26 protein-coding genes are annotated in these 25,835 nt (G+C 59.9%); 11 read left to right on the top strand and 15 right to left on the bottom strand.

The window, feature by feature from the left end; translation table 11 throughout:
- Nucleotides 1-66: 66 nt before the first annotated feature.
- Complete coding sequence (adhP, locus tag ACR6A7_RS06460; protein WP_434124016.1) at nt 67-1,092, bottom strand: alcohol dehydrogenase AdhP; 1,026 nt, start codon at nt 1,090-1,092, stop codon at nt 67-69.
- 154 nt (nt 1,093-1,246) lie between these two features.
- Entirely contained in the window at nt 1,247-1,738 is a 492-nt protein-coding gene (locus tag ACR6A7_RS06465) for a YajQ family cyclic di-GMP-binding protein (RefSeq protein WP_434124017.1), read from the bottom strand.
- A gap of 138 nt (nt 1,739-1,876) precedes the next feature.
- Between ACR6A7_RS06465 and panE the strand changes: the two genes are divergently transcribed.
- Both panE and yajL read left to right on the top strand, forming a co-directional pair.
- The gene (gene panE / locus ACR6A7_RS06470) at nt 1,877-2,797 is read left to right on the top strand and encodes a 2-dehydropantoate 2-reductase (protein ID WP_434124018.1); all 921 of its coding nucleotides are present in this window, start codon (nt 1,877-1,879) and stop codon (nt 2,795-2,797) included.
- Entirely contained in the window at nt 2,751-3,347 is a 597-nt protein-coding gene (gene yajL, locus ACR6A7_RS06475; protein WP_434124019.1) for a protein deglycase YajL, read from the top strand. The genes panE and yajL overlap by 47 nt, the downstream gene beginning before the upstream one ends.
- 33 nt (nt 3,348-3,380) lie before the next feature.
- Here yajL and thiI read toward each other — a convergent pair whose 3' ends face one another.
- Entirely contained in the window at nt 3,381-4,829 is a 1,449-nt protein-coding gene (gene thiI / locus ACR6A7_RS06480; RefSeq protein WP_434124020.1) for a tRNA uracil 4-sulfurtransferase ThiI, read from the bottom strand.
- Between the two features lie 231 nt (nt 4,830-5,060).
- Between thiI and xseB the strand changes: the two genes are divergently transcribed.
- The 4 genes from xseB to ACR6A7_RS06500 are packed head-to-tail and all read left to right on the top strand — an operon-like array spanning nt 5,061 to nt 9,118.
- Nucleotides 5,061-5,303 carry an exodeoxyribonuclease VII small subunit gene (gene xseB / locus ACR6A7_RS06485; protein WP_033752728.1) on the top strand — a complete coding sequence of 81 codons (243 nt, stop codon included), beginning with the start codon at nt 5,061-5,063 and terminating at the stop codon, nt 5,301-5,303.
- Nucleotides 5,303-6,202, top strand: a complete 900-nt coding sequence (gene ispA / locus ACR6A7_RS06490) for a (2E,6E)-farnesyl diphosphate synthase (protein WP_434124022.1) — start codon at nt 5,303-5,305, stop codon at nt 6,200-6,202. Before xseB ends, ispA begins: the two co-directional genes overlap by 1 nt.
- Before the next feature lie 19 nt (nt 6,203-6,221).
- Nucleotides 6,222-8,087 carry a 1-deoxy-D-xylulose-5-phosphate synthase gene (dxs, locus tag ACR6A7_RS06495; protein ID WP_434124024.1) on the top strand — a complete coding sequence of 622 codons (1,866 nt, stop codon included), beginning with the start codon at nt 6,222-6,224 and terminating at the stop codon, nt 8,085-8,087.
- A 56-nt stretch (nt 8,088-8,143) separates the two neighbouring features.
- A complete protein-coding gene (locus tag ACR6A7_RS06500) occupies nt 8,144-9,118 on the top strand; it encodes an aldo/keto reductase (protein WP_434124026.1) in 975 nt (324 codons plus the stop codon).
- Nucleotides 9,119-9,376: 258 nt separating this feature from the next.
- Here ACR6A7_RS06500 and pgpA read toward each other — a convergent pair whose 3' ends face one another.
- The 6 genes from pgpA to nrdR form a co-directional block, all read right to left on the bottom strand.
- Complete coding sequence (gene pgpA / locus ACR6A7_RS06505; RefSeq protein WP_434124131.1) at nt 9,377-9,835, bottom strand: phosphatidylglycerophosphatase A; 459 nt, start codon at nt 9,833-9,835, stop codon at nt 9,377-9,379.
- Nucleotides 9,836-9,860: 25 nt separating this feature from the next.
- Nucleotides 9,861-10,838, bottom strand: a complete 978-nt coding sequence (thiL, locus tag ACR6A7_RS06510; RefSeq protein WP_434124027.1) for a thiamine-phosphate kinase — start codon at nt 10,836-10,838, stop codon at nt 9,861-9,863.
- Nucleotides 10,839-10,888: 50 nt separating this feature from the next.
- Nucleotides 10,889-11,308, bottom strand: a complete 420-nt coding sequence (nusB, locus tag ACR6A7_RS06515; RefSeq protein WP_434124029.1) for a transcription antitermination factor NusB — start codon at nt 11,306-11,308, stop codon at nt 10,889-10,891.
- A gap of 19 nt (nt 11,309-11,327) precedes the next feature.
- Nucleotides 11,328-11,798 carry a 6,7-dimethyl-8-ribityllumazine synthase gene (gene ribH / locus ACR6A7_RS06520; RefSeq protein ID WP_103795113.1) on the bottom strand — a complete coding sequence of 157 codons (471 nt, stop codon included), beginning with the start codon at nt 11,796-11,798 and terminating at the stop codon, nt 11,328-11,330.
- Between the two features lie 89 nt (nt 11,799-11,887).
- A complete protein-coding gene (ribD, locus tag ACR6A7_RS06525) occupies nt 11,888-12,988 on the bottom strand; it encodes a bifunctional diaminohydroxyphosphoribosylaminopyrimidine deaminase/5-amino-6-(5-phosphoribosylamino)uracil reductase RibD (RefSeq protein WP_434124031.1) in 1,101 nt (366 codons plus the stop codon).
- A 2-nt stretch (nt 12,989-12,990) separates the two neighbouring features.
- Complete coding sequence (gene nrdR / locus ACR6A7_RS06530; protein ID WP_033788790.1) at nt 12,991-13,440, bottom strand: transcriptional regulator NrdR; 450 nt, start codon at nt 13,438-13,440, stop codon at nt 12,991-12,993.
- Between the two features lie 178 nt (nt 13,441-13,618).
- Here nrdR and lysM point away from each other — a divergent pair, with 178 nt between their 5' ends.
- A complete protein-coding gene (gene lysM, locus ACR6A7_RS06535) occupies nt 13,619-14,056 on the top strand; it encodes a peptidoglycan-binding protein LysM (RefSeq protein WP_316555265.1) in 438 nt (145 codons plus the stop codon).
- A 17-nt stretch (nt 14,057-14,073) separates the two neighbouring features.
- Nucleotides 14,074-14,637 (top strand): SadB/YajI family lipoprotein, encoded by a 564-nt coding sequence (locus ACR6A7_RS06540; RefSeq protein WP_434124033.1) that lies wholly within the window; start codon nt 14,074-14,076, stop codon nt 14,635-14,637.
- A gap of 61 nt (nt 14,638-14,698) precedes the next feature.
- On the opposite strand, the gene secF is transcribed toward ACR6A7_RS06540, so the two are convergent.
- The 5 genes from secF to queA form a co-directional block, all read right to left on the bottom strand.
- On the bottom strand, nt 14,699-15,667 hold the full coding sequence (gene secF / locus ACR6A7_RS06545; RefSeq protein WP_434124034.1) for a protein translocase subunit SecF: 969 nt from the start codon (nt 15,665-15,667) through the stop codon (nt 14,699-14,701).
- 10 nt (nt 15,668-15,677) lie between these two features.
- The gene (secD, locus tag ACR6A7_RS06550) at nt 15,678-17,525 is read right to left on the bottom strand and encodes a protein translocase subunit SecD (protein ID WP_434124035.1); all 1,848 of its coding nucleotides are present in this window, start codon (nt 17,523-17,525) and stop codon (nt 15,678-15,680) included.
- A gap of 25 nt (nt 17,526-17,550) precedes the next feature.
- On the bottom strand, nt 17,551-17,883 hold the full coding sequence (yajC, locus tag ACR6A7_RS06555) for a preprotein translocase subunit YajC (RefSeq protein ID WP_434124036.1): 333 nt from the start codon (nt 17,881-17,883) through the stop codon (nt 17,551-17,553).
- A 25-nt stretch (nt 17,884-17,908) separates the two neighbouring features.
- Entirely contained in the window at nt 17,909-19,033 is a 1,125-nt protein-coding gene (gene tgt, locus ACR6A7_RS06560) for a tRNA guanosine(34) transglycosylase Tgt (protein ID WP_033752742.1), read from the bottom strand.
- A gap of 76 nt (nt 19,034-19,109) precedes the next feature.
- On the bottom strand, nt 19,110-20,180 hold the full coding sequence (queA, locus tag ACR6A7_RS06565) for a tRNA preQ1(34) S-adenosylmethionine ribosyltransferase-isomerase QueA (protein ID WP_434124037.1): 1,071 nt from the start codon (nt 20,178-20,180) through the stop codon (nt 19,110-19,112).
- Nucleotides 20,181-20,285: 105 nt separating this feature from the next.
- On the opposite strand from queA, the gene ACR6A7_RS06570 reads away from it, so the two are divergent.
- The 3 genes from ACR6A7_RS06570 to ACR6A7_RS06580 all read left to right on the top strand — a co-directional run bounded on the left by ACR6A7_RS06570 (nt 20,286) and on the right by ACR6A7_RS06580 (nt 24,205).
- Nucleotides 20,286-20,867 carry an ACP phosphodiesterase gene (locus tag ACR6A7_RS06570; protein WP_434124038.1) on the top strand — a complete coding sequence of 194 codons (582 nt, stop codon included), beginning with the start codon at nt 20,286-20,288 and terminating at the stop codon, nt 20,865-20,867.
- A 130-nt stretch (nt 20,868-20,997) separates the two neighbouring features.
- Entirely contained in the window at nt 20,998-21,813 is an 816-nt protein-coding gene (locus tag ACR6A7_RS06575; protein ID WP_434124039.1) for an inositol monophosphatase family protein, read from the top strand.
- A gap of 436 nt (nt 21,814-22,249) precedes the next feature.
- Complete coding sequence (locus ACR6A7_RS06580) at nt 22,250-24,205, top strand: acyltransferase family protein (RefSeq protein ID WP_434124040.1); 1,956 nt, start codon at nt 22,250-22,252, stop codon at nt 24,203-24,205.
- A 74-nt stretch (nt 24,206-24,279) separates the two neighbouring features.
- Here ACR6A7_RS06580 and proY read toward each other — a convergent pair whose 3' ends face one another.
- Nucleotides 24,280-25,629: a proline-specific permease ProY gene (gene proY, locus ACR6A7_RS06585; protein ID WP_434124041.1), complete on the bottom strand. Its 1,350-nt coding sequence runs from the start codon at nt 25,627-25,629 to the stop codon at nt 24,280-24,282.
- Nucleotides 25,630-25,835: the final 206 nt, after the last annotated feature.

The following is a 25,835-nucleotide window of genomic DNA, read 5'->3' on the forward strand; positions in this document are numbered from 1 at the left end:
ACGCGGGATAGTCAGCCTGAGACAAAAGAACCGGCATTGCGCCGGTTCTTTGCTTTTCGCGCAGCGTTAAAGTGACATATCCACCACGATCCGCCCTTCGATTTTGCCAGCGTGCATACGCTCAAAGATAGCGTTGATGTGGCTCAAGGGCTCAACGGCAATGGTCGCTTTCACCTTATGCCGTCCGGCAAAATCGAGCGCCTCCTGCAAATCTTTTCTTGTGCCCACGATAGAGCCTCGTACCGTGATGCCGTCCAGGACCATATCAAAGATAGAGAGATCGAACTTGCCCGGCGGCAGCCCGTTAAGCACCATGGTGCCGCCGCGTCGCAGCGTGCCAATGGCCTGTTCAAACGCCTTAGGCGATACGGCGGTGACCAGCGCCGCATGCGCGCCGCCGAACTGCGCGTGAAACACCTGCGCCGGATCCTCTTTGCGTGCGTTGGCCACCACGCTGGCGCCGAGACGCTGCGCAAAAGCCAGCTTTTCATCGTCAACATCGACCGCGGCGACGTTTAGCCCCATCGCCACAGCATACTGCACCGCCAGATGGCCCAGTCCACCGATACCGGAAATAACTACCCAGTTTCCAGGCCGCGCCTCCGTCATTTTCAGGCCCTTATAGACCGTCACCCCGGCACACAGGATCGGCGCTACCTCGGCATAATCGAGGTTATCAGGCAAAATGCCGACATAGTTGGCATCGGCCAGGCAATACTCCGCAAAGCTGCCGTTAACCGAATAGCCTGCATTTTTTTGCTCATGGCAGAGCGTCTCCCAGCTATCCAGACAGTGCTCGCAGTGCCCGCACGCGGAATAGAGCCAGGGCACGCCAACGCGATCTCCCGGCTTGAGGTGCGTAACATGAGGCCCGACAGCCACCACCTCGCCGACGCCTTCATGACCGGGAATAAAAGGCGGCACAGGTTTGACGGGCCAGTCGCCCTGCGCCGCATGAAGATCGGTATGACAGACGCCGGTCGCCGCAATTTTTACCAGTACCTGCCCTGCCCCGACTTCTGGTATTGGCACCTGCTCAATAACCAGCGGTGCGCCAAACGCCTTAACCACGGCAGCTTTCATCATTTTCATGACGTCTTTCTCCTGTTGAGGGTTTCATCAAGAGAGTTGCACACCTTTACTGATAAGCATATTGATTTAACGCAGAGGTAAGAGAAAACAGGCGGGGCAAGAGAGGCGGTAAACAAGGCGTGCAGCAGATGAGCTGCCGCACGCCTTAAGAGGATTAATCGCGGAAGTTCTTGAACTGGAATGGCTGGCCAAGGTTGCCGCCGCGCACCAGCGCCATCGCGCTCTGCAGGTCATCGCGCGACTTGCCGGTGACGCGCAGCGATTCACCCTGAATCTGCGTCTGGACCTTGATCTTGCTGTCTTTAATCAGCTTCACAATCTTTTTCGCCACGTCGCTCTCAATGCCCTTTTTCATTTTGGCATCGACGCTCCAGCTCTTGCCGCTGTGCTCGATCTCCTCAGGGATATCGAGCGCGGCGCCCTCAATGCCGCGCTTGAGCATCTTCTCGCGCAGCATATCCACCAGCTGTTTCACCTGAAAATCGGACTCGCTGGTCACTTTGATGGTTTCACTCTTTTCGTTGAGCTCGAAGCTGGCGCTCACGTTGCGAAAATCGAAGCGGGTCGTTAATTCACGGTTGGCGTTTTCGACCGCGTTGCGGACTTCCTGCATGTCGATTTCTGAAACGATATCGAAAGATGGCATCTCTTCTTCTCCTGACGCTAAAGTGACATGCATAATACGCGTCTTGCCGCACTAAACAAAATCAGGCTGCGCACAACGCTATACTTATTATCACTGGGTATAACAGAATAAACGACAAACCCGGATACGGGAGGCAGTATGAAAATTACCGTGTTGGGTTGTGGCGCTATTGGCCAGGTCTGGCTCGCTGCCCTGGCGCGCCAGGGCCACGACGTGCAGGGATGGCTGCGCGTGCCGCAGCCCTACTGTTCCGTCAATGTGATTGATTACCAGGGCCAGGTGAGCAACAACACCTTTATCGCCAACGATCCGCTGTTTCTGGCCAGCAGCCAGCTGCTGCTGGTGACGCTAAAAGCACCGCAGGTTTCGCCCGCGGTGCGCAACCTGCAGACCGTGCTGTCGGACGATTGCCCGGTGCTGCTGCTGCACAACGGTATGGGCACCCTGGAAGAGCTGAAAGGCCTGAGCCAGCCGCTGCTGCGCGGCATCACCACGCATGCGGCGATGCGCGACGGGACGGTAATCAAACATGTCGCCGGCGGTATAACGCATATCGGCCCGGCAAACCGCAAAAGCGCGGCCTTTAGCGATCTTGCCGATATCCTGCACGCGGCGCTGCCGGACGTCGCCTGGCACGACAATATCGCCGCCGCCTGCTGGCGCAAGCTGGCGGTCAACTGCGTTATCAATCCGCTGACCGTGGAGCACGACTGCCAGAACGGCGCGCTGCGCGCCTGGCCGGAACAGATCGACCTGCTCTGCCAGGAGCTGAGCTGGGTGATGGAGCGCGAGGGCCAGCACATCACCGCCGACAGCCTGCGGGACATTGTCGACAACGTGATTGAAACCACCGCGGCCAATACCTCCTCTATGCTGCAGGACGTGCGTGCGCAGCGTCTGACCGAAATCGATTACATTTCTGGCTTTCTGCTGCGACGCGCGCGCGCCCAGGGCATCGCGGTGCCGGAAAACACCCGTCTTTATGAACTCGTAAAACGCAAGGAGTCCCACTATGACCGCGAACACGCCAGTTCTCGTTTGCCTGGCACATGGCAGTGAAGAGACCGAGGCGGTCACCACTATCGATTTGCTGGTGCGCGGCGGCCTGAGAGTTGTTACCGCCAGCGTGGAGAGCGACGGCTCGCGCGAAATCGTCTGCTCGCGCGGCGTGCGCCTGCTGGCGGATGCGCCACTGGTGGAGGTGGCCGATGATGACTACGCGGCAATCGTGCTGCCGGGCGGTCTGAAAGGCGCGGAAACCTTCCGCGACAGTCCGCTGCTGGTAGAAACGGTGCGCCAGTTCCATCTCTCTGGCCGCATCGTCGCGGCAATCTGCGCGGCGGCTGGCACGGTGCTGGTGCCGCACGACCTCTTTCCGGTGGGCAATATGACCGGCTTTCCCGGCTTAAAAGAGACGATTCCGGCGGAGAAATGGATGGAAAGACGCGTGGTATGGGATCCGCGCGTCAATCTGCTGACCAGCCAGGGGCCGGGCACGGCGATGGATTTCGCGCTTAAGCTCATCGATCTGCTGGCGGGTAAAGAGAAAGCGGCGGAGGTGGCGTCGCAGCTGGTGCTGGCGGCGGGCATCTACGATTACAGCGAGTAACACAGGCTGCGCGTTATGCGCAGCCTTTTTTCACTACGGACGATAGACCTTCACGTTTTTGAAGCCCTGCTCGTGCAGATAGAGCGCCTGCAGCTTGCTCATCACGCCGCGATCGCAGTAGAGCAGCCAGGTTTTGCTCTGGTCGAGATCGCCGAACTGGCTGCTGAGCTTATAAAACGGCAGCGATTTCACCTCGGTGCCCTGCAGCGCCAGCGGCTTATCTTCCTGCTCGTCAATGGCGCGGATATCCAGTACCACATCGTCGCTGCCGAAGGAGTCCACCGTTTCCACTTCCACGACTTCTTCTTCAGCCTGCTCGGCGATATCGCGGATATCGAGGTTGCTCGCCTCTTCCACTACGCGCTGCAGGATTGCGAAGTCGAAGTGCTGCTCTTCCGCCTCAATTTTCGCCTTAACCGCTTTCACCGTCGGGCTTTTAGAGATAACGCCGCAATATTCCGGCATGGTGCTGGCGAAATCTTCGGTGCCAATCTCACGCGCCACTTTGATGATGTGCTCTTTATCGTGCGAGATCAGCGGACGTAGAATCAGGGTATCGGAGGCGTTATCGATCAGGCGCAGGTTGGTCAGCGTCTGGCTGGAGACCTGGCCCAGCGCTTCGCCGGTGACCAGCGCCTGCACGCCGTAGCGCTCTGCGACCATCGACGCGGCGCGCACCATCATGCGCTTCAGCACGACGCCCATCTGGCCGTCATCCACTTTTTCCAGAATCTCGCCGACTACCGGCTCAAAGTTGATCGCCACAAAGCGTACGCGGTGCGAGCGGCCGAAGCGGTTCCAGATATAGTGCGCCACCTGGCGCACGCCAATTTCGTGCGCTGCGCCGCCGAGATTAAAGAAGCAGTAGTGCACGCGACAGCCGCGACGCAGCAGCATATAGCTGGAGACGCCGGAGTCGAAGCCGCCGGAGATCAGTGACAGCACATCTTCCTGCGTGCCGATCGGGAAACCGCCCAGCCCTTCATAGCGGCCGGTGATCAGCATCAGCCGATCGTCGTCGATTTCGAGGTGCACGGTGACGTCAGGCTTGTTCAGCTGCACCTTCGCGCTGGCGATATGCTGATTCAGGCCGCCGCCGACGTAGCGCTCTACGTCCTGCGAGCTAAACTCATGTTTACCGCGGCGCTTAACGCGCACGCAGAAGCTTTTGTTCTGCAGGCTTTCGCCATACTGCGCCATCGTCTGCTCGAAAATATCGTGCACGTCGGTGTAGCTGCGGTCTTCGACCGACAGCACGTGATGAATGCCGGGAATGCGGGTGAGCTCATCCACAATCACGCCGCGCAGCCCTTCGTCTTTTGACCGGACTTCGATGTGATCCCAGTGGCGAACCACGGCGATATCGTCGCCGACGCTCTTCAGCACGTTGCGAATATTGGTGGTGAGAATTTTGATAAAGCGCAACCGCACCGACTGACTTTTGATGGTGATTTCGGGAAATAACTTGATGATAAACTTCATGGCGACACGAATTCGTTGGGCAAATAAGTGCGAGCGCGCGGCACTTAGCTGGTAAAATCACAAAAATTGCGGGCAAAAGGGCGCAGCCGCATCCGAGGCGCGAGAGTATATCACCTTTGTCAGATGACTGCTTCTGCAACCGCAGTCACATTGATTATTTTGCTAATCAAACGCTCTCCGCTACCATGACCGATTACGAGAGAAAGTCTTACACGTGAGTCGACACTGAATATGCCGAAAAAAGCCGAACAGCCCGCCAGTTTTGAAACCTCCTTGCAACAGCTGGAGCAGATTGTCAGCCGGCTCGAGAGCGGCGAGCTGCCGCTGGAAGAGGCGCTGAATGAGTTTGAGCGCGGCGTACAGCTGGCGCGCAACGGTCAGCAAACGCTACAACAGGCCGAGCAGCGCGTACGCATCCTGCTCAGCGACGATAAAGACGCCGATCTCAGCCCCTTCACGCCGGAAAAAGAGTAATGGATTTTATTCACCTGCTGAGCCTCTATCCGGAACGGGCCAACGCCGCGCTGTCTCGCTTATTAGCGCCGCTTCCCTTTCAGAGTTCTCCTCTGGTTAACGCCATGCGTTATGGGGCACTATTAGGCGGTAAACGCCTGCGTCCCTTTCTGGTCTATGCCACCGGCGAAATGTTCAATGCCGATCCGGCGAGCCTTGACGCACCGGCCGCCGCCGTGGAATGCATTCACGCCTACTCTCTGATCCATGACGACCTGCCCGCGATGGATGACGACGCGCTGCGTCGCGGCCAGCCGACCTGTCATATCAAATATGGCGAAGATACCGCGATACTGGCCGGCGATGCGCTGCAAACCCTGGCGTTCTCAATCCTGGCGGAGGAGCCGATGCCGGGCGTCAGCGACGCCAGCCGCATTGCGATGATTGCCGAACTGGCGCGCGCCAGCGGCGTGGCGGGCATGTGTGGCGGCCAGGCGCTCGATTTAGCGGCGGAAGGCCAGCGCGTCGGGCTGGAACAGCTGGAGCAGATCCACCGCCATAAAACCGGCGCGCTGATCCGCGCCGCCGTGCGCCTTGGCGCGTTAGCGGCGGGCGAGCGTGGACGCGATGCGCTGCCGGCGCTGGATATCTACGCTGACGCCATCGGCCTCGCGTTTCAGGTACAAGACGATATTCTTGATGTGGTAGGCGACAGCGCCATCACCGGCAAAAAACAGGGTGCCGATCAGGATCTGGATAAAAGCACTTACCCGTCGCTGCTTGGGCTCGACAATGCCCGAGCGAAAGCCAGGGAGCTTCACCAGCAAGCGCTGAGCGCGCTGGATATTCTTGCGGCGCAATCGTTAGACACCACAGCATTGCAGGCGCTGGCAAGCTTCATAATTGAACGCGACAAATAACTTCCATAATGAGTCTCTGATGAGTTTTGATATTGCAAAATACCCGACACTGGCGCAGGCAAGCACCGTTGAGGAGCTGCGTTCTCTTCCGAAAGAGTCGCTTCCGGCGCTGTGCGACGAGCTTCGTCAATACCTGCTGGACAGCGTAAGCCGCTCCAGCGGCCATTTCGCCTCGGGTCTGGGCGTCGTCGAGCTGACCGTTGCGCTGCATTACGTCTACAACACGCCGTTCGATCATCTGGTGTGGGATGTCGGGCATCAGGCCTACCCGCATAAAATTCTGACCGGACGCCGCGACCGCATCGGCACTATTCGCCAGAAAAACGGCCTGCACCCCTTTCCGTGGCGCGGCGAGAGCGAATATGACGTGCTGAGCGTCGGCCACTCCTCGACCTCCATCAGCGCCGGGCTCGGCATGGCGGCGGCGGCGGAGCGCGAAGGTCTGGGCCGCCGCACCGCCTGCATTATCGGCGACGGCGCCATTACCGCCGGTATGGCGTTTGAGGCGATGAACCACGCGGGAGATATCAAGCCCGATATGCTGGTGATCCTTAACGACAACGAGATGTCGATTTCGGAGAACGTCGGCGCGCTGAATAACCGTCTGGCGCAGATCCTGTCGGGCAAAACCTACTCGCGCCTGCGCGAAGGGGGCAAACGCGTGCTGGGCGGGCTGCCGCCGATCAAAGAGCTAGTGAAGCGCACCGAAGAGCACCTGAAAGGCATGGTGGTGCCAGGTACGCTGTTTGAAGAGCTGGGCTTTAACTATATCGGCCCGGTAGATGGTCACGACGTGCTGACGCTGGTGACGACGCTGAAGAACATGCGCAGCCTGAAAGGGCCGCAGTTCCTGCATATCATGACCAAAAAGGGCAAAGGCTACGCGCCGGCGGAACAGGATCCGATCGCCTGGCACGCGGTGCCGAAGTTCGATCCCGCCAGCGGCGCGCTGCCTAAGAGCGCCGAAGGTCTGCCGAGCTACTCCAAAATTTTCGGCAGCTGGCTGTGCGAAATGGCGCAGGACGATCCGAAGCTGATGGCGATTACGCCTGCGATGCGCGAAGGCTCCGGCATGGTGGAATTTTCGCGCCGCTATCCGGCGCAATATTTCGACGTGGCGATCGCCGAGCAGCATGCGGTGACGTTCGCCGCGGGCATGGCGATCGGCGGCTACAAGCCGATTGTGGCGATCTACTCGACCTTCCTGCAGCGCGCCTACGATCAGGTGATCCACGACGTGGCGATCCAGAAGCTGCCGGTGCTGTTCGCCATCGATCGCGGCGGCATCGTCGGCGCCGACGGCCAGACCCACCAGGGCGCCTTTGATCTGGCGTTTCTGCGCTGCGTGCCGGAGATGGTGATTATGACGCCGAGCGACGAGAACGAATGTCGCCAGATGCTCTATACCGGCTATCACTATCAGGACGGGCCGAGCGCGGTGCGCTATCCGCGCGGCAATGCGGTCGGCGTCGAGCTGACGCCGCTGCAGAGTCTGCCGCTGGGCAAAGGCGTGGTGAAGCGTCAGGGCGAGAAGCTGGCGATCCTGAACTTCGGCACGCTGCTGCCTGCGGCGGCGGAAGCGGCGGACGCGCTTAACGCCACGCTGGTGGATATGCGCTTCGTGAAGCCGCTGGATGAGGCGCTGATTGCCGAGCTGGCGCAGCGTCACGAAGCGCTGGTGACGCTGGAAGAAGGCGCAATTAAAGGCGGCGCGGGCAGCGGCGTCAACGAGACGGTGATGGCGAAACGCCTGCGCGTCTCGGTGCTTAACCTCGGCCTGCCGGATGAGTTTATTCCGCAGGGGACCCAGGATGAAGTGCGTCACGATTACCAGCTGGACGCGCAAGGCATTCAGCAGCAGATCAGCGACTGGCTCGCGCAGTAATTCCCCGCCCTCCTCTCCTGCTATGCTTGATGGTTTAATGCATAGCAGGAGCTTTCATGAAAACTACCCAGTTAGGCAACACCGACCTTGAGGTTTCCCGTCTCTGCCTGGGCTGCATGACGTTTGGTGAGCCGGACCGCGGTCGCCACGCCTGGACGCTGCCGGAAGCGAGCAGCCGTCCGCTAATCCAGCAGGCGCTGGAGGCAGGCATTAACTTTTTCGATACCGCGAACAGCTATTCCGATGGCAGCAGCGAAGAGATCGTCGGCCGCGCGCTGAAGGCCTTCGCCCGTCGTGAGGAGATCGTGGTCGCCACCAAGGTTTATTTCCCGCTCAGCAATCTCTCACAGGGCCTGTCGCGCAAGAATATTATGCAGTCGATCGACGACAGCCTGCGCCGCCTCGATATGGAGTATGTCGACCTGCTGCAAATTCACCGCTGGGACTATGAGACGCCGCTGGAGGAGACGCTGGAAGCGCTGAGCGACGTGGTGAAGGCGGGCAAAGCGCGCTATATCGGCGCCTCTTCGATGCATGCGTGGCAGTTCGCCAAAGCGGTCTATACCCAGCGGCAGCACGGCTGGGCGCCGTTCGTCAGCATGCAGGATCAATACAACCTGATTCAGCGCGAAGAGGAGCGCGAGATGCACCCGCTCTGTCAGGCGGAGAATATCGCCGTGCTGCCGTGGAGCCCGCTGGCGCGCGGCAGGCTGACGCGCCCCTGGGGCGAAGCGACAGCGCGTACCGCTTCAGATGAGTATGGCAAAACTCTTTATCAGGCCACGGAGGAGAACGATGCGGTCATCGCGCAGCGCCTGGAGGCGATCGCGGTGCGTAAAGGGGTGAGCCGCGCGCAGGTGGCGCTCGCCTGGCTGCTGCATAAGCCAGCCGTGACCGCGCCAATTATCGGCGCATCGCGCGCCGAGCAGCTAGCGGACCTGGTGAAAGCGGTTGAGGTGGAACTGAGTGCTGAGGAGATTGCCGAGCTGGAAACGGTTTATCAGCCGCACCCGGTAGTAGGCTTCGAATAGTAGCCTGTGAATCAAGTGCCTGCACGGGCGGCATGGCCAGATCGCAAAGTCGCTCAAGGCATCCCTGCACGCTCGGCCCGCGCGAATACGCACCTCATCCCTGAGGTGCGCCCGTAAACGGGCCAACGCGTTGCGTTGTTCAAAAACGCTCCCGGCGTTTTTGTCCTTGCCGCGGGACGCTTTGCTCTTCTGCCCATGCCGCCCGCTTGTAGGAATAGCGTGCGCGCTGAAAGAGGTTTCAGCACGCGCCAGCAAAAATCAGGCCGCCAGCCACACGCCTGCGCTATAGAGCAGCGCCGCCGAGATCACGCCGGCGATAATATCGTCCACCATAATCCCCATGCCGCCGTGCACGTTGCGATCGAACCAGCGGATCGGCCAGGGCTTCCACATATCGAAAATGCGGAACACCACAAACCCGGCCAGCACCCACTGCCAGCTGTTCACTGGAATCGCCATCAGCGTAATCCACATGCCGATAAACTCATCCCAGACGATGCTGCCGTGATCGTGCACGCCCATATCTTTGGCGGTGCGGTGGCAAATATAAACGCCGATGCTAATGCCCAACAGCACGATCAGCGAATAGAGATCCTGCGGCAGCCGCGCCATTAGCCACCAGAACGGGATCGCCGCCAGTGACCCCATCGTACCTGGCACATAAGGACTCAACCCGCTGCCGAAACCGGTGGCGAGCAGATGCCAGGGATTGCTCATGCGCAAGCGGCCCTTCGCCACATCCTTATTTCGCGTCAAAATGATCAAATCCCTTATGGCTGAAGGTCACCGGTTTATCGTGCTCCAGCAGCGTGAGCCCTTCCGCTTCTGGCACCAGCTGCCCAATGCTGGTAAAGGGCACACCGAGGTGGCCCAGCGCTACGTCAAGCGCGCCACGGTTTATCTCCGGCACGGTAAAGCAGAGCTCGTAATCTTCGCCGCCGCTCAGCGCCCAGCGCAGCACCTGCTCAGGCGCAAAATGGTCGCGCAGCGCAGGCGACAGCGGCAGCGCCTCCAGATTCAACCGCGCGCCGCAGCCGCTGGCCTTGAGAATATGGCCGATATCGGAAATCAGTCCGTCGGAGAGATCGATCGCCGCCGAGGCGAGCGAACGCAGCGCCTGGCCCTGCAGGATGCGCGGCATTGGGCGCAGGTGGCGCTTAATCAGCGCCTCATGCACCGCCGGATCCTGGATACGGTGATGATGCTGCAGCAGCGACAGGCCCGCCGCGCTGTCGCCCAGGGTGCCGGTCACGTAGATCCAGTCGCCTGGCTTTGCGCCCGAGCGCTTCAGCGCGCGGCCCTGCGGCACCAGCCCGTGAATACCGAGCGTCATGCTCAGCGGGCCGCGCGTGGTATCGCCACCCACCAGCTGCATATCGTAATACTCCAGCAGCTCGAACAGGCTTTCGCTAAAGGCTTTCAGCCATTCCTCATCGACCTCCGGCAGCGTCAGCGCCAGCGTCAGCCACGCCGGATCGGCCCCCATGGCCGCCAGATCGCTGAGGTTAACCGCCAGCGCTTTATAGCCGAGATCGGCAGGATGAATATCACGTAAAAAGTGGACGCCCGCCACCAGCGTATCGGTGCTGATCGCCAGCGTCTGTTTCTCCGGCACGCTCATCAGCGCGCAGTCGTCGCCGATGCCGGTCTCAACGTCGCGGCGGCTGCGGGTTCTGCGATTGAAATAGCGTGCGATGAGTTCGAATTCGCCACAGGACATGGTTGCGTTCCGCTTACTGATGAAAAAAGGCCAGCAAGCTGGCCTTTTCTTTATTTGCGATTGGGTCTGATTTGTGGTGCAGCTTTATCCAGCACGCCGTTGACGAACTTGTGGCTCTCTTCAGCGCCAAACACTTTCGCCAGCTCGATACCTTCGTTGATTGCCACTTTATACGGCACATCATCGCGCTTGCTCAGTTCATACAGCGAAATACGCAGGATTGCTTTTTCTACCTGGCCCAGCTCTTCCAGCTGGCGCGACAGGTAAGGTTTCATCAGCCCATCCAGATACGCGCTGTTGGTCGCCACACCGGACAGCAGTTCGCGGAAATAGGTAATGTCGACGTCTTTGACGTCCTGTTCCGCCAGAAACTGGTATTCCACATCGGCAATGTCGTTTTTAGACAACTGCCAGGAGTAGAGCGCCTGGACAGCGCACTCGCGGGCGCGGCGACGAGCAGCAGGTTTCACAAAATTCCCCTTACAAAAATCAGGCTTTGATGGCTTTCAATACGTTAATCATTTCGAGTGCGGTCAGGGCCGCTTCGGCGCCTTTGTTACCCGCTTTGGTACCGGCACGCTCAATAGCCTGCTCGATATTTTCCGTGGTCAACACGCCGAAAGTCACCGGGATTTCGCTGGTCATCGCGACGTTAGCGATGCCGGAACTGGCTTCGCCGGCGACATATTCAAAGTGGGCGGTGCCGCCGCGAATCACGGTGCCCAGCGCCACGATAGCGTCGTGCTTGCCGCTGTTCGCCAGCGCGCGAGCCGCCAGCGGCAGTTCGTATGCGCCTGGCACCCAGACGACGGTGATATTTTCATCTTTCACCTGACCGATACGCTTCAGGGCATCGATCGCGCCGTCCAGCAGGCTGTCGTTGATGAAGTTGTTAAAACGCGCAATAACGATGGCGACATTGGCCTCAGGCGTGGCAACAGCAGCTTCGATAACTTTCATACTTATCCTTTCAGGGTTTTGTTATGGCCCCGCAGGGGGGCGGATTCTATCACACTCTTTGGCGGCGTGCTCTCGCTTTTCCGCCGCGGTCAGCGCGGCGTCAGCGTCAGGCGCAGATCGGGGCCGACCTGGCGCACGTCGCGAAATGAAAAGGCTGGCGCATCGGCCAGCTGCGCTAAGCCGGGCAGCTGGCACAGGCCGCGCGCGGCGTCGCCGAGCAGCCTTGGCGCCATATAGACGATCAGCTCATCCACCACGCCTGTCTGCAGCAGCGCACCGGCCAGCGACGCGCCCGCTTCGACCCACAGGCTGTTCACCTGCCGTTTGCCCAGCAGCATCATCAGCGCCACCAGGTCGAGCTGTTCGCCACGCGGCGGCACGGCGATCTGCGTCACGCTCTCCGGCCAGGCCTGCTGGTCCGGCGCGGCGCGCATCAGCCAGGTTTCGCCCGGCTGGCTAATCAGTTTGTGCTGCGGCGTCACCCGATTGCGGCTGTCAATAATGACGCGCAGCGGCTGACGCAGCTCAGCTTCCTTCAGCAGCGACTGCGACGCGCTATCGAGCTCTGCCCAGCGCACCGTCAGCGACGGATCGTCCGCCAGGACGGTGGCGCTGCTGCTGAGGATCGCCGAGCTCTGCGCCCGCAGGCGCTGCACGTCGCGACGCGCGGCGGCTGAGGTAATCCACTGGCTCTCGCCGCTCGCCATCGCGGTGCGGCCATCCAGGGAGGCGCCGAGCTTGAGCTGAACATACGGAAATCCGGTGCGCATGCGCTTCAGAAAGCCGCGATTGAGCGCTTCCGCTTCCGCCATCATCAGCCCGTGGCTGACCTCAATGCCCGCCTGCTGCAGGCGATAGAGACCGCGCCCGGCAACCTGCGGATTAGGATCCTGCATCGCCGCGACCACGCGGCTAACGCCGGCGGCGATCAGCGCGTCGCAGCACGGCGGCGTGCGGCCATGGTGGCTGCACGGCTCAAGCGTGACGTAGGCGGTGGCGCCGCGCGCCCTGTCGCCCGCCATGCGCAGCGCGTGCACCTCAGCGTGCGGCTCGCCGGCGCGCTGATGCCAGCCTTCGCCGACGATCTCGCCGTCGCGTACGATAACGCAGCCCACGTCAGGATTGGGCGTCGTGGTAAAGCGTCCGCGCCGCGCCAGCTCCAGCGCGCGCGCCATATAGCGTTCATCCATAATCAATCCTGTAACCTGGCGATCTCCGCACCGAAATCGCGAATATCTTCAAAACTGCGGTAGACCGAGGCGAAGCGAATATAGGCGACCTTATCGAGCTTTTTCAGCTCGTCCATCACCAGATTGCCGATCAGCTTGCTGGGGATCTCTCGCTCGCCGGTGGCGCGCAGCTGGGTTTTGATATGGTTTACCGCACTTTCCACCGCATCGGCGCTGACCGGGCGCTTCTCCAGCGCCTTCATCATGCCGCTGCTGAGCTTGTCTTCATTAAAGGGTTCGCGCACGTCATTGCTTTTCACTACCCGCGGCATCACCAGCTCCGCCACTTCAAAGGTGGTAAAGCGCTCATGGCACACCAGACACTGACGACGTCGTCGCACGGACGATCCTTCACTAACCAGACGTGAATCAATGACTTTTGTGTCCACAGCAGAGCAAAATGGGCAGTGCATGACCTTTCCTGACGCTTAACAAATGGGCCCTACAGTGTAGCGCGAATGGCATGTCAACAAAATGTATAAGCGTGTCTTTCCTCTTTTGCCATTCGGCAGGAGACGTCGCGAGAAAGTGTCTATGCTTACTGATGTCGTCAGAAAGACGGCCCACACCATGACCATCTGGAGGATATATATGGGTTTGTTTAACTTTGTGAAAGAGGCAGGCGAAAAACTGTGGGATGCGGTATCCGGCCATGATGATGCCAGCAAAAAGCTGAAAGAGCACATCGACAAGCTGGGCCTACCTGACAGCGACAAAGTAAACGTAGCGGTTAACGGCGATACCGTCACGGTGAGCGGCGATGGCATTTCTCAGGAGCTGAAAGAGAAAATTCTGGTGGCCGCCGGCAACGTCGCGGGCATTACCAAAGTCGACGACCAGGTCAAAACCGCCGACAGCGCGCCAGAAGCGGAGTTCTATACCGTGAAAAAAGGCGACACGCTGAGCGCGATTTCGAAAGCGGTTTACGGTAACCCTAACGAATATAACAAGATTTTCGAAGCCAACAAGCCGATGCTGACCCACCCCGACAAAATCTATCCGGGCCAGGTGTTACGTATTCCTAAATAACGGACAAGGAAGGCTTTATGAACAGGATGGTTTGGGCGCCTTTGGCGTGCGCGATGGCGCTGTTAAGCGGCTGTAGCTCGACGCCCGTCAGTCCCAAAGTGAACCAGCTGCATCAGGAAGTGAGCCAGCTGAATCAGCAGATGCGCCACCTGACCACTCAGGCAAGCGCCATCGAAATCCAGGGGCAGCTTAACAGCAACTCGGCCCAGGGCGCCTGGCTGGTGCCACAGGCTAATACGCCGGTCGAGCTGCAAACCCAGCTTGGCAAGCTGCGCCTCTCGCTGACGCGCGTCGCGGCGGAAGCCAACGGCACGCGCGCTAACCTGACCATCAGCGCCACCGACGGCCAGCCTGTTCCGGCGCTGCGCGCGCGCGTGGTGTGGGGCGAACGCGATCCGGCGACGGGCAAACCGCTTGACGCCACCAGCCTGAGCCAGACGATCGCGGTGCCTGACGCGCTGCTGCCGCGCGCCTCTGTCATCGTGCCGCTGCGCCTGAGCGGCCTGACGCCGGACCAGCTTGGCTTCGTGCGCGTGCATGACGTTGTAGGCGACGCCCCTGCTGCGCCTGTTACGCAATAACAGAAGCGCCCAAACAAAACGGGCTGCCAGATGGCAGCCCGTTTTTTATTACGCTTACGCGTTACGGCAAGATTGAGGGCTGGTCCGCGCCCTCTTTTTCTACCTTCTGCACCAGCATATGTTCGCGCTTCATACCCAGCTTCAGCGCCAGCGCGGAAGAGGTATAAATCGACGAGATAGTGCCGATGGTGACGCCGATCAGCATCGTCAGCGAGAAGCCTTTCAGCAGTGCACCGCCGAAGATAAACAGGATCAGGATCATCGCCAGCGTCGTCAGCGAGGTGATCAGGGTACGGCTCAGCGTCTGGGTCAGCGACACGTTGGTGATGTCGTAAGGCGTGCCGCGGCGGATCTTGCGGAAGTTCTCACGAATACGGTCGGATACCACGATTTTATCGTTGAGCGAGTAGCCAATCACCGACATCAGCGAAGCGACGATGGTCAGATCGATTTCGATATGCGCCAGCGAGAGAATGCCGCAGGTGATGATCACGTCGTGCGCCAGCGCCAGCACGGTGCCGAGCGCCAGGCGCCACTCAAAGCGAAAGCCGATATAGATCAGAATGGCAATCAGCGCCGACAGCAACGCCATTGCACCGGCCTGCGCCAGGTCGCTGCCCACGCTCGGGCCAACGAACTCAATGCGCTTCACCGTCGCGTTCTGCTGGGTGGTCTGATTGACGATAGTAATGATCTTGTTGCCCAGCTCCTGGCCAGCCGGACCGTCCATAGGCGCCATGCGCACCATCACGTCGCGGCTGCTGCCAAAGTTCTGCACGATAGGATCGGCATAACCCGCTTTTTCCAGCCCGTCACGCAGCGTATCCAGCTCTGCAGGTTTCTCCAGCGCGATCTCGATCACCGTACCACCGGTAAAATCGAGCCCCCAGTTGAAACCTCGCACGGAGATGATGGCGACAGACGCCACGATCAGCAGGGCGGAGATAATAAACGCCAGCGTGTCCCAGCGCATAAAGTCGACAACTTTACGTCCGTGGTTCAGCTGTTCAATATTGTATTCCTGTGCCACAACGCACTCCTCAGATAGACAGCTTGTTGATGCGCTTGCCGCCGTACACCAGGTTCACGATGGCGCGCGTTCCAACGATCGCGGTAAACATCGAGGTGGCGATACCAATAGCGGTGGTAATCGCAAAGCCTTTAATTGAACCTGTACCAACGGCATACAGGATGATGACCTTGATCAGCGTCGTTACGTTAGCATCGACGATACTGGAGAAGGCGCCTTTATAGCCTTCATGAATCGCCTGCTGCACGGAACGGCCGTTTCTCAACTCTTCCTTAATACGCTCGTTAATCAGTACGTTCGCATCCACCGCCACCGCCAGCGTCAGCACGATACCGGCGATACCCGGCATGGTGAGCGTGGCGCCCGGCAGCAGCGACATGATGCCGACAATCAGCACCAGGTTGCACAGCAGCGCGCTGGTCGCAATCAGGCCGAACTTTTTATAGAACACCACCATAAACAGAATCGAGGCGATCAGACCCCACAGGCAGGCTTCAAGCCCCTGGGTAATGTTCTGTGCACCCATGGTCGGGCCGATAGTACGCTCTTCCACGATCTGAATCGGCGCAATCAGCGCGCCCGCACGCAGCAGCAGCGAGAGCTGGCGCGCTTCGTTCGGGTTGCTGATGCCGGTGATACGGAAGCTGTTGCCGAGGCGAGACTGGATATTGGCGACGTTAATCACCTCTTCCTGTTTCACCAGTACCGCGCGACCGTTAGCGTCTTTCTTACCGCTGTCTTTGTACTCCACAAAGAGAGTCGCCATCGGCTTGCCGATATTGTCCTTGGTGAAGTTAGACATGATATTGCCGCCCGCGCCGTCCAGGGAGATGTTGACCTGCGGCTGGTTATACTCGTCCATGCTGGAGGTCGAGTCGGTAATATGGTCACCGGTCAGGATCACGCGCTTGTAGAGCACAACTGGCTGACCTTCGCGCGTCTGCTTCACTTCCGAGTCGCCCGGCACGCGGCCGTTAGCGGCGGCGGTCGGATCGACAGTGGTGTTCACCAGACGGAACTCCAGGGTCGCGGTGGCACCGAGGATCTCTTTAGCGCGCGCGGTATCCTGAATGCCCGGCAGCTCAACCACGATGCGATCGGTACCCTGACGCTGCACCAGCGGTTCGGCGACGCCAAGCTGGTTAACGCGGTTACGCAGGATAGTGATGTTCTGCTGCACGGCGTATTCGCGCGCTTCGCTGAGGCGCGCATCGCTCATGACCGCGCGCAGCGCGTCGCTACCGCTGGAGGAGATGACCATGTCGCGATGGCGTCCGCTCAGCCAGTTAATTGCGGCGTCACGGCTGTCGCCGTCGCGGAAACGGATTTCCACGCCGTAGTTGGCGATTTTATTGACGTTGGTATAGGGGATATTCTTTTCACGCAGGTCGCTGCGCAGGCTGTCGGCATTCTGCTCCTGCAGCTTGCTCAGCGCGGTATCCATATCCACTTCCATCAGGAAGTGCACGCCGCCGCGCAGATCCAGACCGAGCTTCATCGGTTCAGCCGCCAGCATGCTCAGCCAGCGCGGGGTAGCCGGCGCGAGGTTGAGCGCAACGACGTAGTTCTCGCCAAGCTTATTCACAATCGCTTCACGGGCGCGCAACTGCACATCCGTATTGGGGAAGCGCGCCAGAATAGCACCGTTTTCCAGCGCGAGAGATTTGCTCTGGATATTCTCTTGTTTTAACAGGTTCTGAATCTGATCCAACGTTTGTTCACTGGCGGCGACGCCGCGCGCGCCAGTGATCTGAACGGCCGGATCCTCACCATACAGGTTGGGAAGCGCATAGAGCAGGCCGACAAGAATGACGACGACCAGCATCACGTACTTCCACAAAGGATAACGATTTAACACGGCAGTTCCCTTAGGGAAGTAAATATTAGAGCGCCTTCATCGTACCTTTCGGCAGGACGGCAGCCACGAAATCACGTTTGATAACCACTTCATTCGTCTCGTTCAGGGCGATAGTGACATAGCCCGTTTCAGAAACTTTCGTTACGCGGCCTACCAGGCCACCGCTGGTCAGCACTTCGTCGCCCTTAGCGATGGAATCCATCAGCTTTTTGTGCTCTTTCGCACGCTTCTGCTGCGGACGCAGGATCATGAAGTAAAAAATCAGACCAAACACCACCAGCATGATCACCAGAGAATACGGACTTCCCTGCGACGGTGCACCTGCGGCAGCCACGGCGTCAGAAATGAAAAAGCTCATTTAATTTCCCTCATTGATAGAATTATCAGACGTTTAACGGCGGAACCGCTTTGCCCGTCCGTTGGTAGAACTCGCTAACAAAGCGCTCCAATTTACCCTCTTCGATAGCCTGGCGTAAACCCGCCATCAGGCGCTGGTAGTAGCGCAGGTTATGAATGGTATTCAGGCGCGCGCCGAGTATTTCGTTACAGCGATCAAGATGATGCAAGTAGGCGCGGCTGTAATTGCGACAGGTGTAGCAATCACACTCCGCATCCAGCGGCGAGGTATCGTCTTTATGCTTCGCGTTACGGATTTTCACCACGCCGTCGGTGACGAACAGATGGCCGTTACGCGCGTTGCGCGTCGGCATTACGCAGTCGAACATATCAATGCCGCGACGCACGCCTTCCACCAGATCTTCCGGCTTGCCGACGCCCATCAGGTAACGAGGTTTGTCCTGCGGGATCTGCGGACAAACGTGCTCCAGGATGCGATGCATGTCCTCTTTCGGCTCACCCACCGCCAGGCCGCCCACAGCGTACCCATCAAAGCCAATCTCTACCAGACCTTTGACGGAGACATCACGTAAATCTTCGTAAACAGAGCCCTGGATAATGCCGAACAGCGCGTTCTTGTTGCCCAGGCTGTCGAAGCGATCGCGGCTGCGTCGCGCCCAGCGCAGCGACATCTCCATCGAGCGCTTCGCGTAGTCCCAGTCCGCCGGGTATGGCGTACATTCGTCGAAGATCATCACGATGTCCGATCCCAGATCGAACTGGATCTCCATCGATTTTTCCGGATCGAGGAAGATCGGATCGCCGTTGATCGGATTGCGGAAGTGGACGCCCGCTTCGGTGATCTTGCGGATATCGCCAAGGCTGAACACCTGGAAGCCGCCGGAATCGGTGAGAATCGGCCCCTTCCACTGCATAAAGTCGTGCAGATCGCCGTGCAGCTTCATGATCTCCTGACCAGGACGCAGCCAGAGATGGAAGGTGTTGCCGAGAATAATCTGCGCGCCGGTTTCCTGTACCTCTTCCGGCGTCATGCCCTTAACCGTGCCGTAGGTGCCTACCGGCATAAACGCCGGGGTTTCCACCACGCCGCGATCGAAAATCAGACGGCCACGGCGCGCGCGCCCGTCGGTAGTGTCGAGTTCAAACTTCACAAAGCCTCCATCAGAGAAACAGTCTGATGCGATGGTTAAACAAGCAGTTTACGGCGGCGCCGTAAACCGGACGTCATCAGGCACCGACTTTCTCGTGCGGTGCCTGCGGATTTTTCGTAATGAACATCGCGTCGCCATAGCTGAAGAAGCGATATTGTTCAGCCACCGCGGCCTGATAGGCCGCCATGGTGTGCTGATAGCCGGCAAAGGCCGACACCAGCATAATCAGGGTCGATTCCGGCAGGTGGAAATTGGTGATCAGCGCGTCGATCACCTGATACGAGTAGCCGGGATAGATAAAGATCTGGGTGTCGTCGAAGAAGGGCGCAATCAGCGCCTCCTGGCTCGCCTGCGCCGCGCTCTCCAGCGAGCGCACCGAGGTGGTGCCGACGGCCACCACCTTATTGCCGCGCGCTTTGCACGCCAGCACCGCGTCGACCACCTCCTGCGGCACTTCGGCATATTCGGAGTGCATAACGTGCTCTTCGATACTGTCGACGCGCACAGGCTGAAAGGTGCCCGCCCCGACGTGCAGCGTCACGAACGCCATCTCCACGCCCTTTTCTCGCAGCGCCGCCAGCAGCGGCTCGTCGAAGTGCAGTCCCGCGGTCGGTGCCGCCACGGCGCCGGGACGCGCGCTGTAGACGGTCTGATAAAGCTCGCGATCCGCCTCTTCGTCGGGACGATCGATATAGGGCGGCAGCGGCATATGGCCGACGCTGTTGAGAATATCCAGCACCGCGCGATCGTCTTCGAAGGCAATCTCAAACAGGGCGTCGTGACGCGCCACCATGGTCGCCTTCACGCTCTCGTCGTCGCCCAGCAGCAGCTCTGCCCCCGGCTTCGGCGCCTTAGAGGCGCGCACGTGCGCCAGCACGCGCTTCTCGTCCAGCATGCGCTCCACCAGCATTTCGATTTTGCCGCCGCTCGCCTTCCGGCCGTAAACGCGCGCCGGGATCACCCGCGTATTGTTGAACACCAGCAGATCGCCGGGATTCAGCTTCTCCAGCACGTCGGTAAAGACCCCGTGCGTCAGCTGCCCGCTCGGACCGTCCAGCGACAGCAGGCGACAACCGCTGCGCTGCGCCTGCGGATAGTGGGCGATAAGAGATTCAGGCAACTCAAAAGTAAAATCGGCGACACGCATGGCTAACTTCTTACTCAGGCATAAAAACAAGCGGCACAGTTTAGCGGAAAAGCGGCCAATTCTGAACAACTGGCTGCACGTTCGCACTTCTGGCTATAATGCGGCATGAACTTTCTTGCCCATCTTCACCTTGCTCATCTCGCCGACAGCTCGCTGCTCGGCAACCTGCTGGCGGATTTCGTGCGCGGAAACCCGCACGAACAGTGGCCGATGCCGGTAGCCGACGGCATTCTGATGCACCGCCGTCTTGATGCGATGACCGACGCCCTGCCGGAAGTGCAGGAGGCGCGCCCGCTGTTTCGTCCGGAAACGCGCCGCGTCGCGCCCATTACGCTTGACGTAGTGTGGGATCACTTTCTCGCCCGCCACTGGACAACCCTCCATCCGGAGGTCACGCTGGCGGCCTTCTCGCGCTTTGCTGAACAGCGCGTGGTGCCGCAGATGGCGGGCACGCCGGAGAGCTTTCAGGCGCTCAACTCGGTGATGTGGCGCGAACGCTGGTTCGAGCACTACGCCGATCCGGCGCGCATGGCACGCGTCCTCAGCGGCATGGCCCAGCGGCGGCCGCGTCTTGCCGCGCTGCGCGACTCCTATCAGGATTTCACCGATCATTACGACCAGCTGGAAATGCTCTTTTTCCGCTTCTATCCGCGGCTGATGGCGCTGGCGCGCAGCAAAACGCTCTGATCTTTTCCCGACTTGCCACACCTCTGCATTTGCGGCTTAATGAAAGCCTGCTTAACAATCGCGTGCACCCTGCACGCTATTTCCGGCGAATGATCGATTCAGCCGCGTGACAAATCATAAGAGGGAAAGGATGTCATCCGCTTCGCAAACCGAAACAGACGCGCGTTACCACTATGCCTGTGACATCGCCCGTGCGGCGGCCAGCCGCGCCTATGCCTGGTATCAGCAGCGCCAGCAGCTGGTGGTTGAACACAAGCGGGATTTACAGGATGTGGTCAGCGAGGCGGACCGCAACGTCGAAGAGCTGATTAAGACCCTGATTGCCGAACGCTTCCCGGACGATGCGGTGCTGGGGGAAGAGAGCGGCGGCGAGGTCGAGGGCGCGCGCTGGGCGTGGGTGGTGGATCCCATCGACGGCACCGCCTGCTTCCTTAACGGCCTGCATAACTGGTGCGTGTCACTGGCCGTCTTGTGCGACGGCGAAGCGCTGATCGGCGTGATTTGCGACCCGAACCATCAGGAGCTGTTTCACGCCCGCGCGGGCCGCGGCGCCTGGGTCAATGAAACGCGCCTGCAGGCGCACGGCGCGCAGCATCTCAGCGAGGGCGTGCTGGGATTAAGCAACTCCAGCCGCGCGCCAGCGGAACAGACCGCCGCATTCATTCAGGGTCTGCTTGCCGAGGGCGGCATGTTCGTTCGCATCGGTTCCGGCGCGCTCACCACCGCCTGGGCGGCGGCGGGCCGTCTGATCGGCTATTACGAAGCGCATATGAACCCCTGGGACAGCCTGCCGGGCATCGTGCTGATGCGCGAAGCGGGCGGCATTACCAACGACTATCTCGCCAACGACGGCCTGAGAAACGGCAATCCGGTGCTGCTGGCCAACCCGGCTATCTATGCGCAAATTACCGCGCTGCTCGGCCCTGACGCGATGAAAGCTACCTGAGTCAGCTTGCCTTTTTACAGGCGGCGCAACAGCCTGTAACGCGGTTGGGATGGCGCGGTCGCAAAATCCCCCCTTCTCCTGCGCGCCCGTCCCGCTAACGGGCCTGCGCGCAGCGTGCTTGCCCCCTGGGCCATGCGCATTGCTTCTGCACCTTCCCTTCTTTCGCTGGCTTAAGCCTGCCTAATCAATCGCCCTTTTATCCTTAACCGCTCCTGCACTGTTTTTTTAGCGCCGCTGCGAACTTTTCTATATTCGCGCCGACATGATTTTCCGGCCCTGTTTTGACTTAACATAAAGGCGTCAATCATCCCTTTATCATTATTTTTTATTTTTTCTTTTGCTTAATTCGGCGACGGGATTCGCCGATTTCTTTATGGACGACGCCAACGACATCGGCGGTATTAAATACCCTTGTCGCTACTCGGGGAATCCGATAATGAAAACGATCTCATCGCAGGATTATCGCGCGGATATCGATGGCCTGCGCGCCGTGGCGATCCTGCTGGTTGTGCTGTTTCACGCGGGCGTCAGCGCCCTGCCTGGCGGCTACGTCGGCGCCGATCTCTTCTTTGTTATTTCAGGCTTTCTTATCGGCGGCACGCTCTACCGCGACTACACTGCCGGCCACTTCTCGCTCTATCGCTTTGCCGTGCGTCGTATTCGCCGCATTGCGCCTGCGCTGTTGACCATGCTATTCGGGCTGCTGTTTATCGGCTATTTCCTGCTGTCGCCGCTGGAATATAGCCAGCTGGCGAAATACAGCGTTGGCGTCTTTCTTTCGGTGCCCAATATTATTCTGCTAAAAGGCGCAGATTATTTCAGCGCACCGGCAGATTTAAACCCGCTGCTGATCACCTGGTCACTCGGCATTGAAGAGCAGTTCTATCTTGTGCTGCCGGTTATTATGCTGCTGGCCGCCAGAAAGCGCCTCTTATTATTCACGGTGGTGGCGCTGCTGAGCCTGCTGTCGCTGGCGGGCTGCATCTGGCTGACGCCGCAAAACAGCTCGCAGGCCTTCTATCTGCTGCCGACGCGCGGCTGGGAGCTGGGCGCGGGCGTGCTGCTGGCGCTGTGGAGACCGCGGCCGATCGGCGGCCTGTGGGCCAACCTCTTCACGCTGGCCGGACTGGCGCTGATCGCCTCCTGCGCACTCCGGCTCAACAACGGCGAGGGATTTCCCGGCGGCCAGGCGCTGCTGCCGGTGCTGGCGGCCTGCCTGCTGATCGCGGCGCGCAGCGCAGTCAGTCGCCTGGCGCTGGAAAACGCGCCGATGCGCTTTATCGGCAAAATCTCTTACTCCTGGTACCTGTGGCACTGGCCGCTGCTGGCGCTGGCGCGCATCTGCAGCGACGGCCCGGTCAGCGTCAACCAGGGACTGAGCATCAGCGCGATAGCGCTCGGCGTCGCCTGGCTGTCGTGGCGCTACGTTGAGCAGCCGTTCCGCCGACCGGCCAGAGCGCCGCGCGCGGTGATCCCCACCTATTGCCTGATCTCAGCTGTTGCCGCCGCCGCAATGGTGGGCCTGTGGAGCAGCGGCGGCCTGCCGTGGCGCGTCAATGATAAGGTGCTCAGCAGCGAAGCCTACAAAATCGAGGCGCAGGCCGATCCCTGCCTGGCCGATAACGGCGCAGGGCTGCCTTCAGCCAGCCAGCACTGCCAGCCGAAGACGTCGCGCCCCGGTATCGCCCTGGTCGGCGACAGCCATGCGGCGGCGATGCGCAGCGCCGTAGCGCGCTACGCCGAGTCGCAGGACAAGCCGCTCTTTCAGCTAACGAAAGCCACCTGCCCGCTGCTGGCGGCGGGCGTCACGCGTGCGCTCTACCAGCAGCCAGCGCATGCCAGCCAGTGCGAGGCGTTTAACGCCGCAGTGATGAAAGAGCTGGTCAGCCCGCGCATCGACGAGGTGATCATCGCCGCCTCCTGGGCGGCCGGAATCGAAACGCTGCCCGGCGCAGGCTATCGCGACATTCATCATCCCGACAGAGACAACCTCAGCGCGCTGAAACAGGGCATGGACGGGGTTATCGCCCAGCTGCGCCAGGCGGGAAAAAAGGTGGTCTTGATCGAGGATGCACCGCTGCTGTCGCTGGATCCCCTGCGCTACAGCAACAACCGCAACATGCCGCTGCGCCGCGAGCTGAGCCAGTGGCTGAGCGACTGGAAACCGCTGCCGACGCAGAACGCCCGCACCCGGCTCTACTCGCTGCCGGAAGCGGACGTCACGCGACTGCTGCGCAGCTACGAACAGCGCGACGTGCGCGTGGTGTCGTTACAGGAGAATTTATGCAACCGCAGCGGCTGTCTGGTGACCTGGCAGGGTCTGCCGCTCTACTACGACGATAGCCATCTGAGCCCGCAGGGCGTGGAGATCGCGCTGGGCAGCCGCTGGTAGCGGCTTTGCCCCCGGCCATAAAGCAAAACGGCCCGCGCAATCTCCTGCGCGGGCCGTTTTCGTCTTATGACGATTTAAGGCTTACGCACCAGCTTATAGCCCGCCAGCAGCAGCACAATCCACACCAGGCCCACATAGAGCGAAATCCGCGTATCCGGGAAGTAGCCGATCAGCGCGATAATAAAGCCCAGGAACAGCACGCCGAACAGCGAGGTCCAGATGCCGCCCGGCACCGCGAACTGCAGTTTGCTCGCCGCCTCTTTGCCAATCTTGCGGCGGAAAGCGATCTGCGACAGCAGGATCATAATCCACACCCACACGGTGGCGAAGGTGGCCAGCGAGGCGATGACCAGGAAGACTTTCTCCGGCATCAGATAGTTGAGATAGACCGCAATCAGCATCGCCGCCATCATCACCACCACCGTCACCCAGGGAATACCGCGCGCGGAAACCTTCATAAACATCTTCGGCGCGTGGCCCTGCTGCGCCATGCCGTGCAGCATACGTCCGACGCCAAACACGTCGCTGTTGATCGCCGACAGCGACGCCGTCAGCACCACGAAATTCAGGATAGAGGCCGCCGCCGCAATGCCGAGATGCTGGAAGGTCAGCACGAAAGGCGAGCCGTTGGTGCCAACCTGATTCCAGGGGTAGATCGACATAATCACGAACAGCGTGCCGACGTAAAACACCAGAATGCGCATCGGCACCGAGTTGATGGCGCGCGGAATTGACTGCGCCGGATCTTTGGCTTCGCCAGCGGTAATGCCGATAATCTCGATGCCGCCGTAGGCGAACATCACCATCTGCAGCGACAGCAGCATGCCGACGATGCCGTGGGCGAAGAAGCCGCCGTTGCTCCACAGGTTATGAATGCCGGTCGGCTGGCCGCCGTTGCCGATGCCCCAGAAAATCATCGCGAAACCGGCGACGATCATCACCACGATGGTAGCGACCTTAAAGAAAGAGAACCAGAATTCGACTTCGCCGAACACCTTCACGCTCATCAGGTTAACGGCGCCGATAATCAGCACCACGCTCAGCACCCATATCCAGTGCGGCACCTCAGGAAACCAGACGCCCATATAGATGCCGAAGGCGGTCACGTCGGCGATGGCGACGATCAGGATTTCAAAGCAGTAGGTCCAGCCGGTGATATAGCCCGCCAGCGGCCCAAGATAATCCTGCGCATAGCGCGAAAAGGAGCTGGCCTGCGGGTTATTCACCGACATCTCGCCGAGCGCGCGCATAATGATATAGGCCACCGCGCCGCCGATAATATAGGCGAGCAGCACGCTCGGCCCCGCCATCTTGATGGCATCCGCCGACCCGTAAAACAGTCCGGTGCCAATCGCCGATCCCAGCGCCATAAAACGGATATGGCGCGTGCTCAGTCCGCGTTTGAGCTTGTTGGTTTCTTGCATAACAACCTGTACCTGTAAAAGAAAAACCACGGGCAAGCCCGTGGTTACATTGCAGCCAAAGCCCGCAAGCGGGTGAGATGGCCCGAAGAGCAAAGCGTCCCGCGCCATGGACAAAAACGCCGGGAGCGTTTTTGAACAACGCGGCGCGTTGGCCCGTTTACGGGCGCACCTCAAGGATGAGGTGCGTAACGTGCGGGCCGAGCTGG

It is taken from the genome of Pantoea phyllosphaerae (genome assembly GCF_051025595.1).
Taxonomy (GTDB): domain Bacteria; phylum Pseudomonadota; class Gammaproteobacteria; order Enterobacterales; family Enterobacteriaceae; genus Pantoea.

Coding starts and splice junctions, on each gene's coding strand:
- adhP (WP_434124016.1), bottom strand. CDS start 1,092: ATGAAAATGATGAAAGCTGCCGTGGTTAAGGCGTTTGGCGCACCGCTG.
- ACR6A7_RS06465 (WP_434124017.1), bottom strand. CDS start 1,738: ATGCCATCTTTCGATATCGTTTCAGAAATCGACATGCAGGAAGTCCGC.
- panE (WP_434124018.1), top strand. CDS start 1,877: ATGAAAATTACCGTGTTGGGTTGTGGCGCTATTGGCCAGGTCTGGCTC.
- yajL (WP_434124019.1), top strand. CDS start 2,751: ATGACCGCGAACACGCCAGTTCTCGTTTGCCTGGCACATGGCAGTGAA.
- thiI (WP_434124020.1), bottom strand. CDS start 4,829: ATGAAGTTTATCATCAAGTTATTTCCCGAAATCACCATCAAAAGTCAG.
- xseB (WP_033752728.1), top strand. CDS start 5,061: ATGCCGAAAAAAGCCGAACAGCCCGCCAGTTTTGAAACCTCCTTGCAA.
- ispA (WP_434124022.1), top strand. CDS start 5,303: ATGGATTTTATTCACCTGCTGAGCCTCTATCCGGAACGGGCCAACGCC.
- dxs (WP_434124024.1), top strand. CDS start 6,222: ATGAGTTTTGATATTGCAAAATACCCGACACTGGCGCAGGCAAGCACC.
- ACR6A7_RS06500 (WP_434124026.1), top strand. CDS start 8,144: ATGAAAACTACCCAGTTAGGCAACACCGACCTTGAGGTTTCCCGTCTC.
- pgpA (WP_434124131.1), bottom strand. CDS start 9,835: ATGAGCAATCCCTGGCATCTGCTCGCCACCGGTTTCGGCAGCGGGTTG.
- thiL (WP_434124027.1), bottom strand. CDS start 10,838: ATGTCCTGTGGCGAATTCGAACTCATCGCACGCTATTTCAATCGCAGA.
- ribH (WP_103795113.1), bottom strand. CDS start 11,798: ATGAAAGTTATCGAAGCTGCTGTTGCCACGCCTGAGGCCAATGTCGCC.
- ribD (WP_434124031.1), bottom strand. CDS start 12,988: ATGGATGAACGCTATATGGCGCGCGCGCTGGAGCTGGCGCGGCGCGGA.
- nrdR (WP_033788790.1), bottom strand. CDS start 13,440: ATGCACTGCCCATTTTGCTCTGCTGTGGACACAAAAGTCATTGATTCA.
- lysM (WP_316555265.1), top strand. CDS start 13,619: ATGGGTTTGTTTAACTTTGTGAAAGAGGCAGGCGAAAAACTGTGGGAT.
- ACR6A7_RS06540 (WP_434124033.1), top strand. CDS start 14,074: ATGAACAGGATGGTTTGGGCGCCTTTGGCGTGCGCGATGGCGCTGTTA.
- yajC (WP_434124036.1), bottom strand. CDS start 17,883: ATGAGCTTTTTCATTTCTGACGCCGTGGCTGCCGCAGGTGCACCGTCG.
- queA (WP_434124037.1), bottom strand. CDS start 20,180: ATGCGTGTCGCCGATTTTACTTTTGAGTTGCCTGAATCTCTTATCGCC.
- ACR6A7_RS06570 (WP_434124038.1), top strand. CDS start 20,286: ATGAACTTTCTTGCCCATCTTCACCTTGCTCATCTCGCCGACAGCTCG.
- ACR6A7_RS06575 (WP_434124039.1), top strand. CDS start 20,998: ATGTCATCCGCTTCGCAAACCGAAACAGACGCGCGTTACCACTATGCC.
- ACR6A7_RS06580 (WP_434124040.1), top strand. CDS start 22,250: ATGAAAACGATCTCATCGCAGGATTATCGCGCGGATATCGATGGCCTG.
- proY (WP_434124041.1), bottom strand. CDS start 25,629: ATGCAAGAAACCAACAAGCTCAAACGCGGACTGAGCACGCGCCATATC.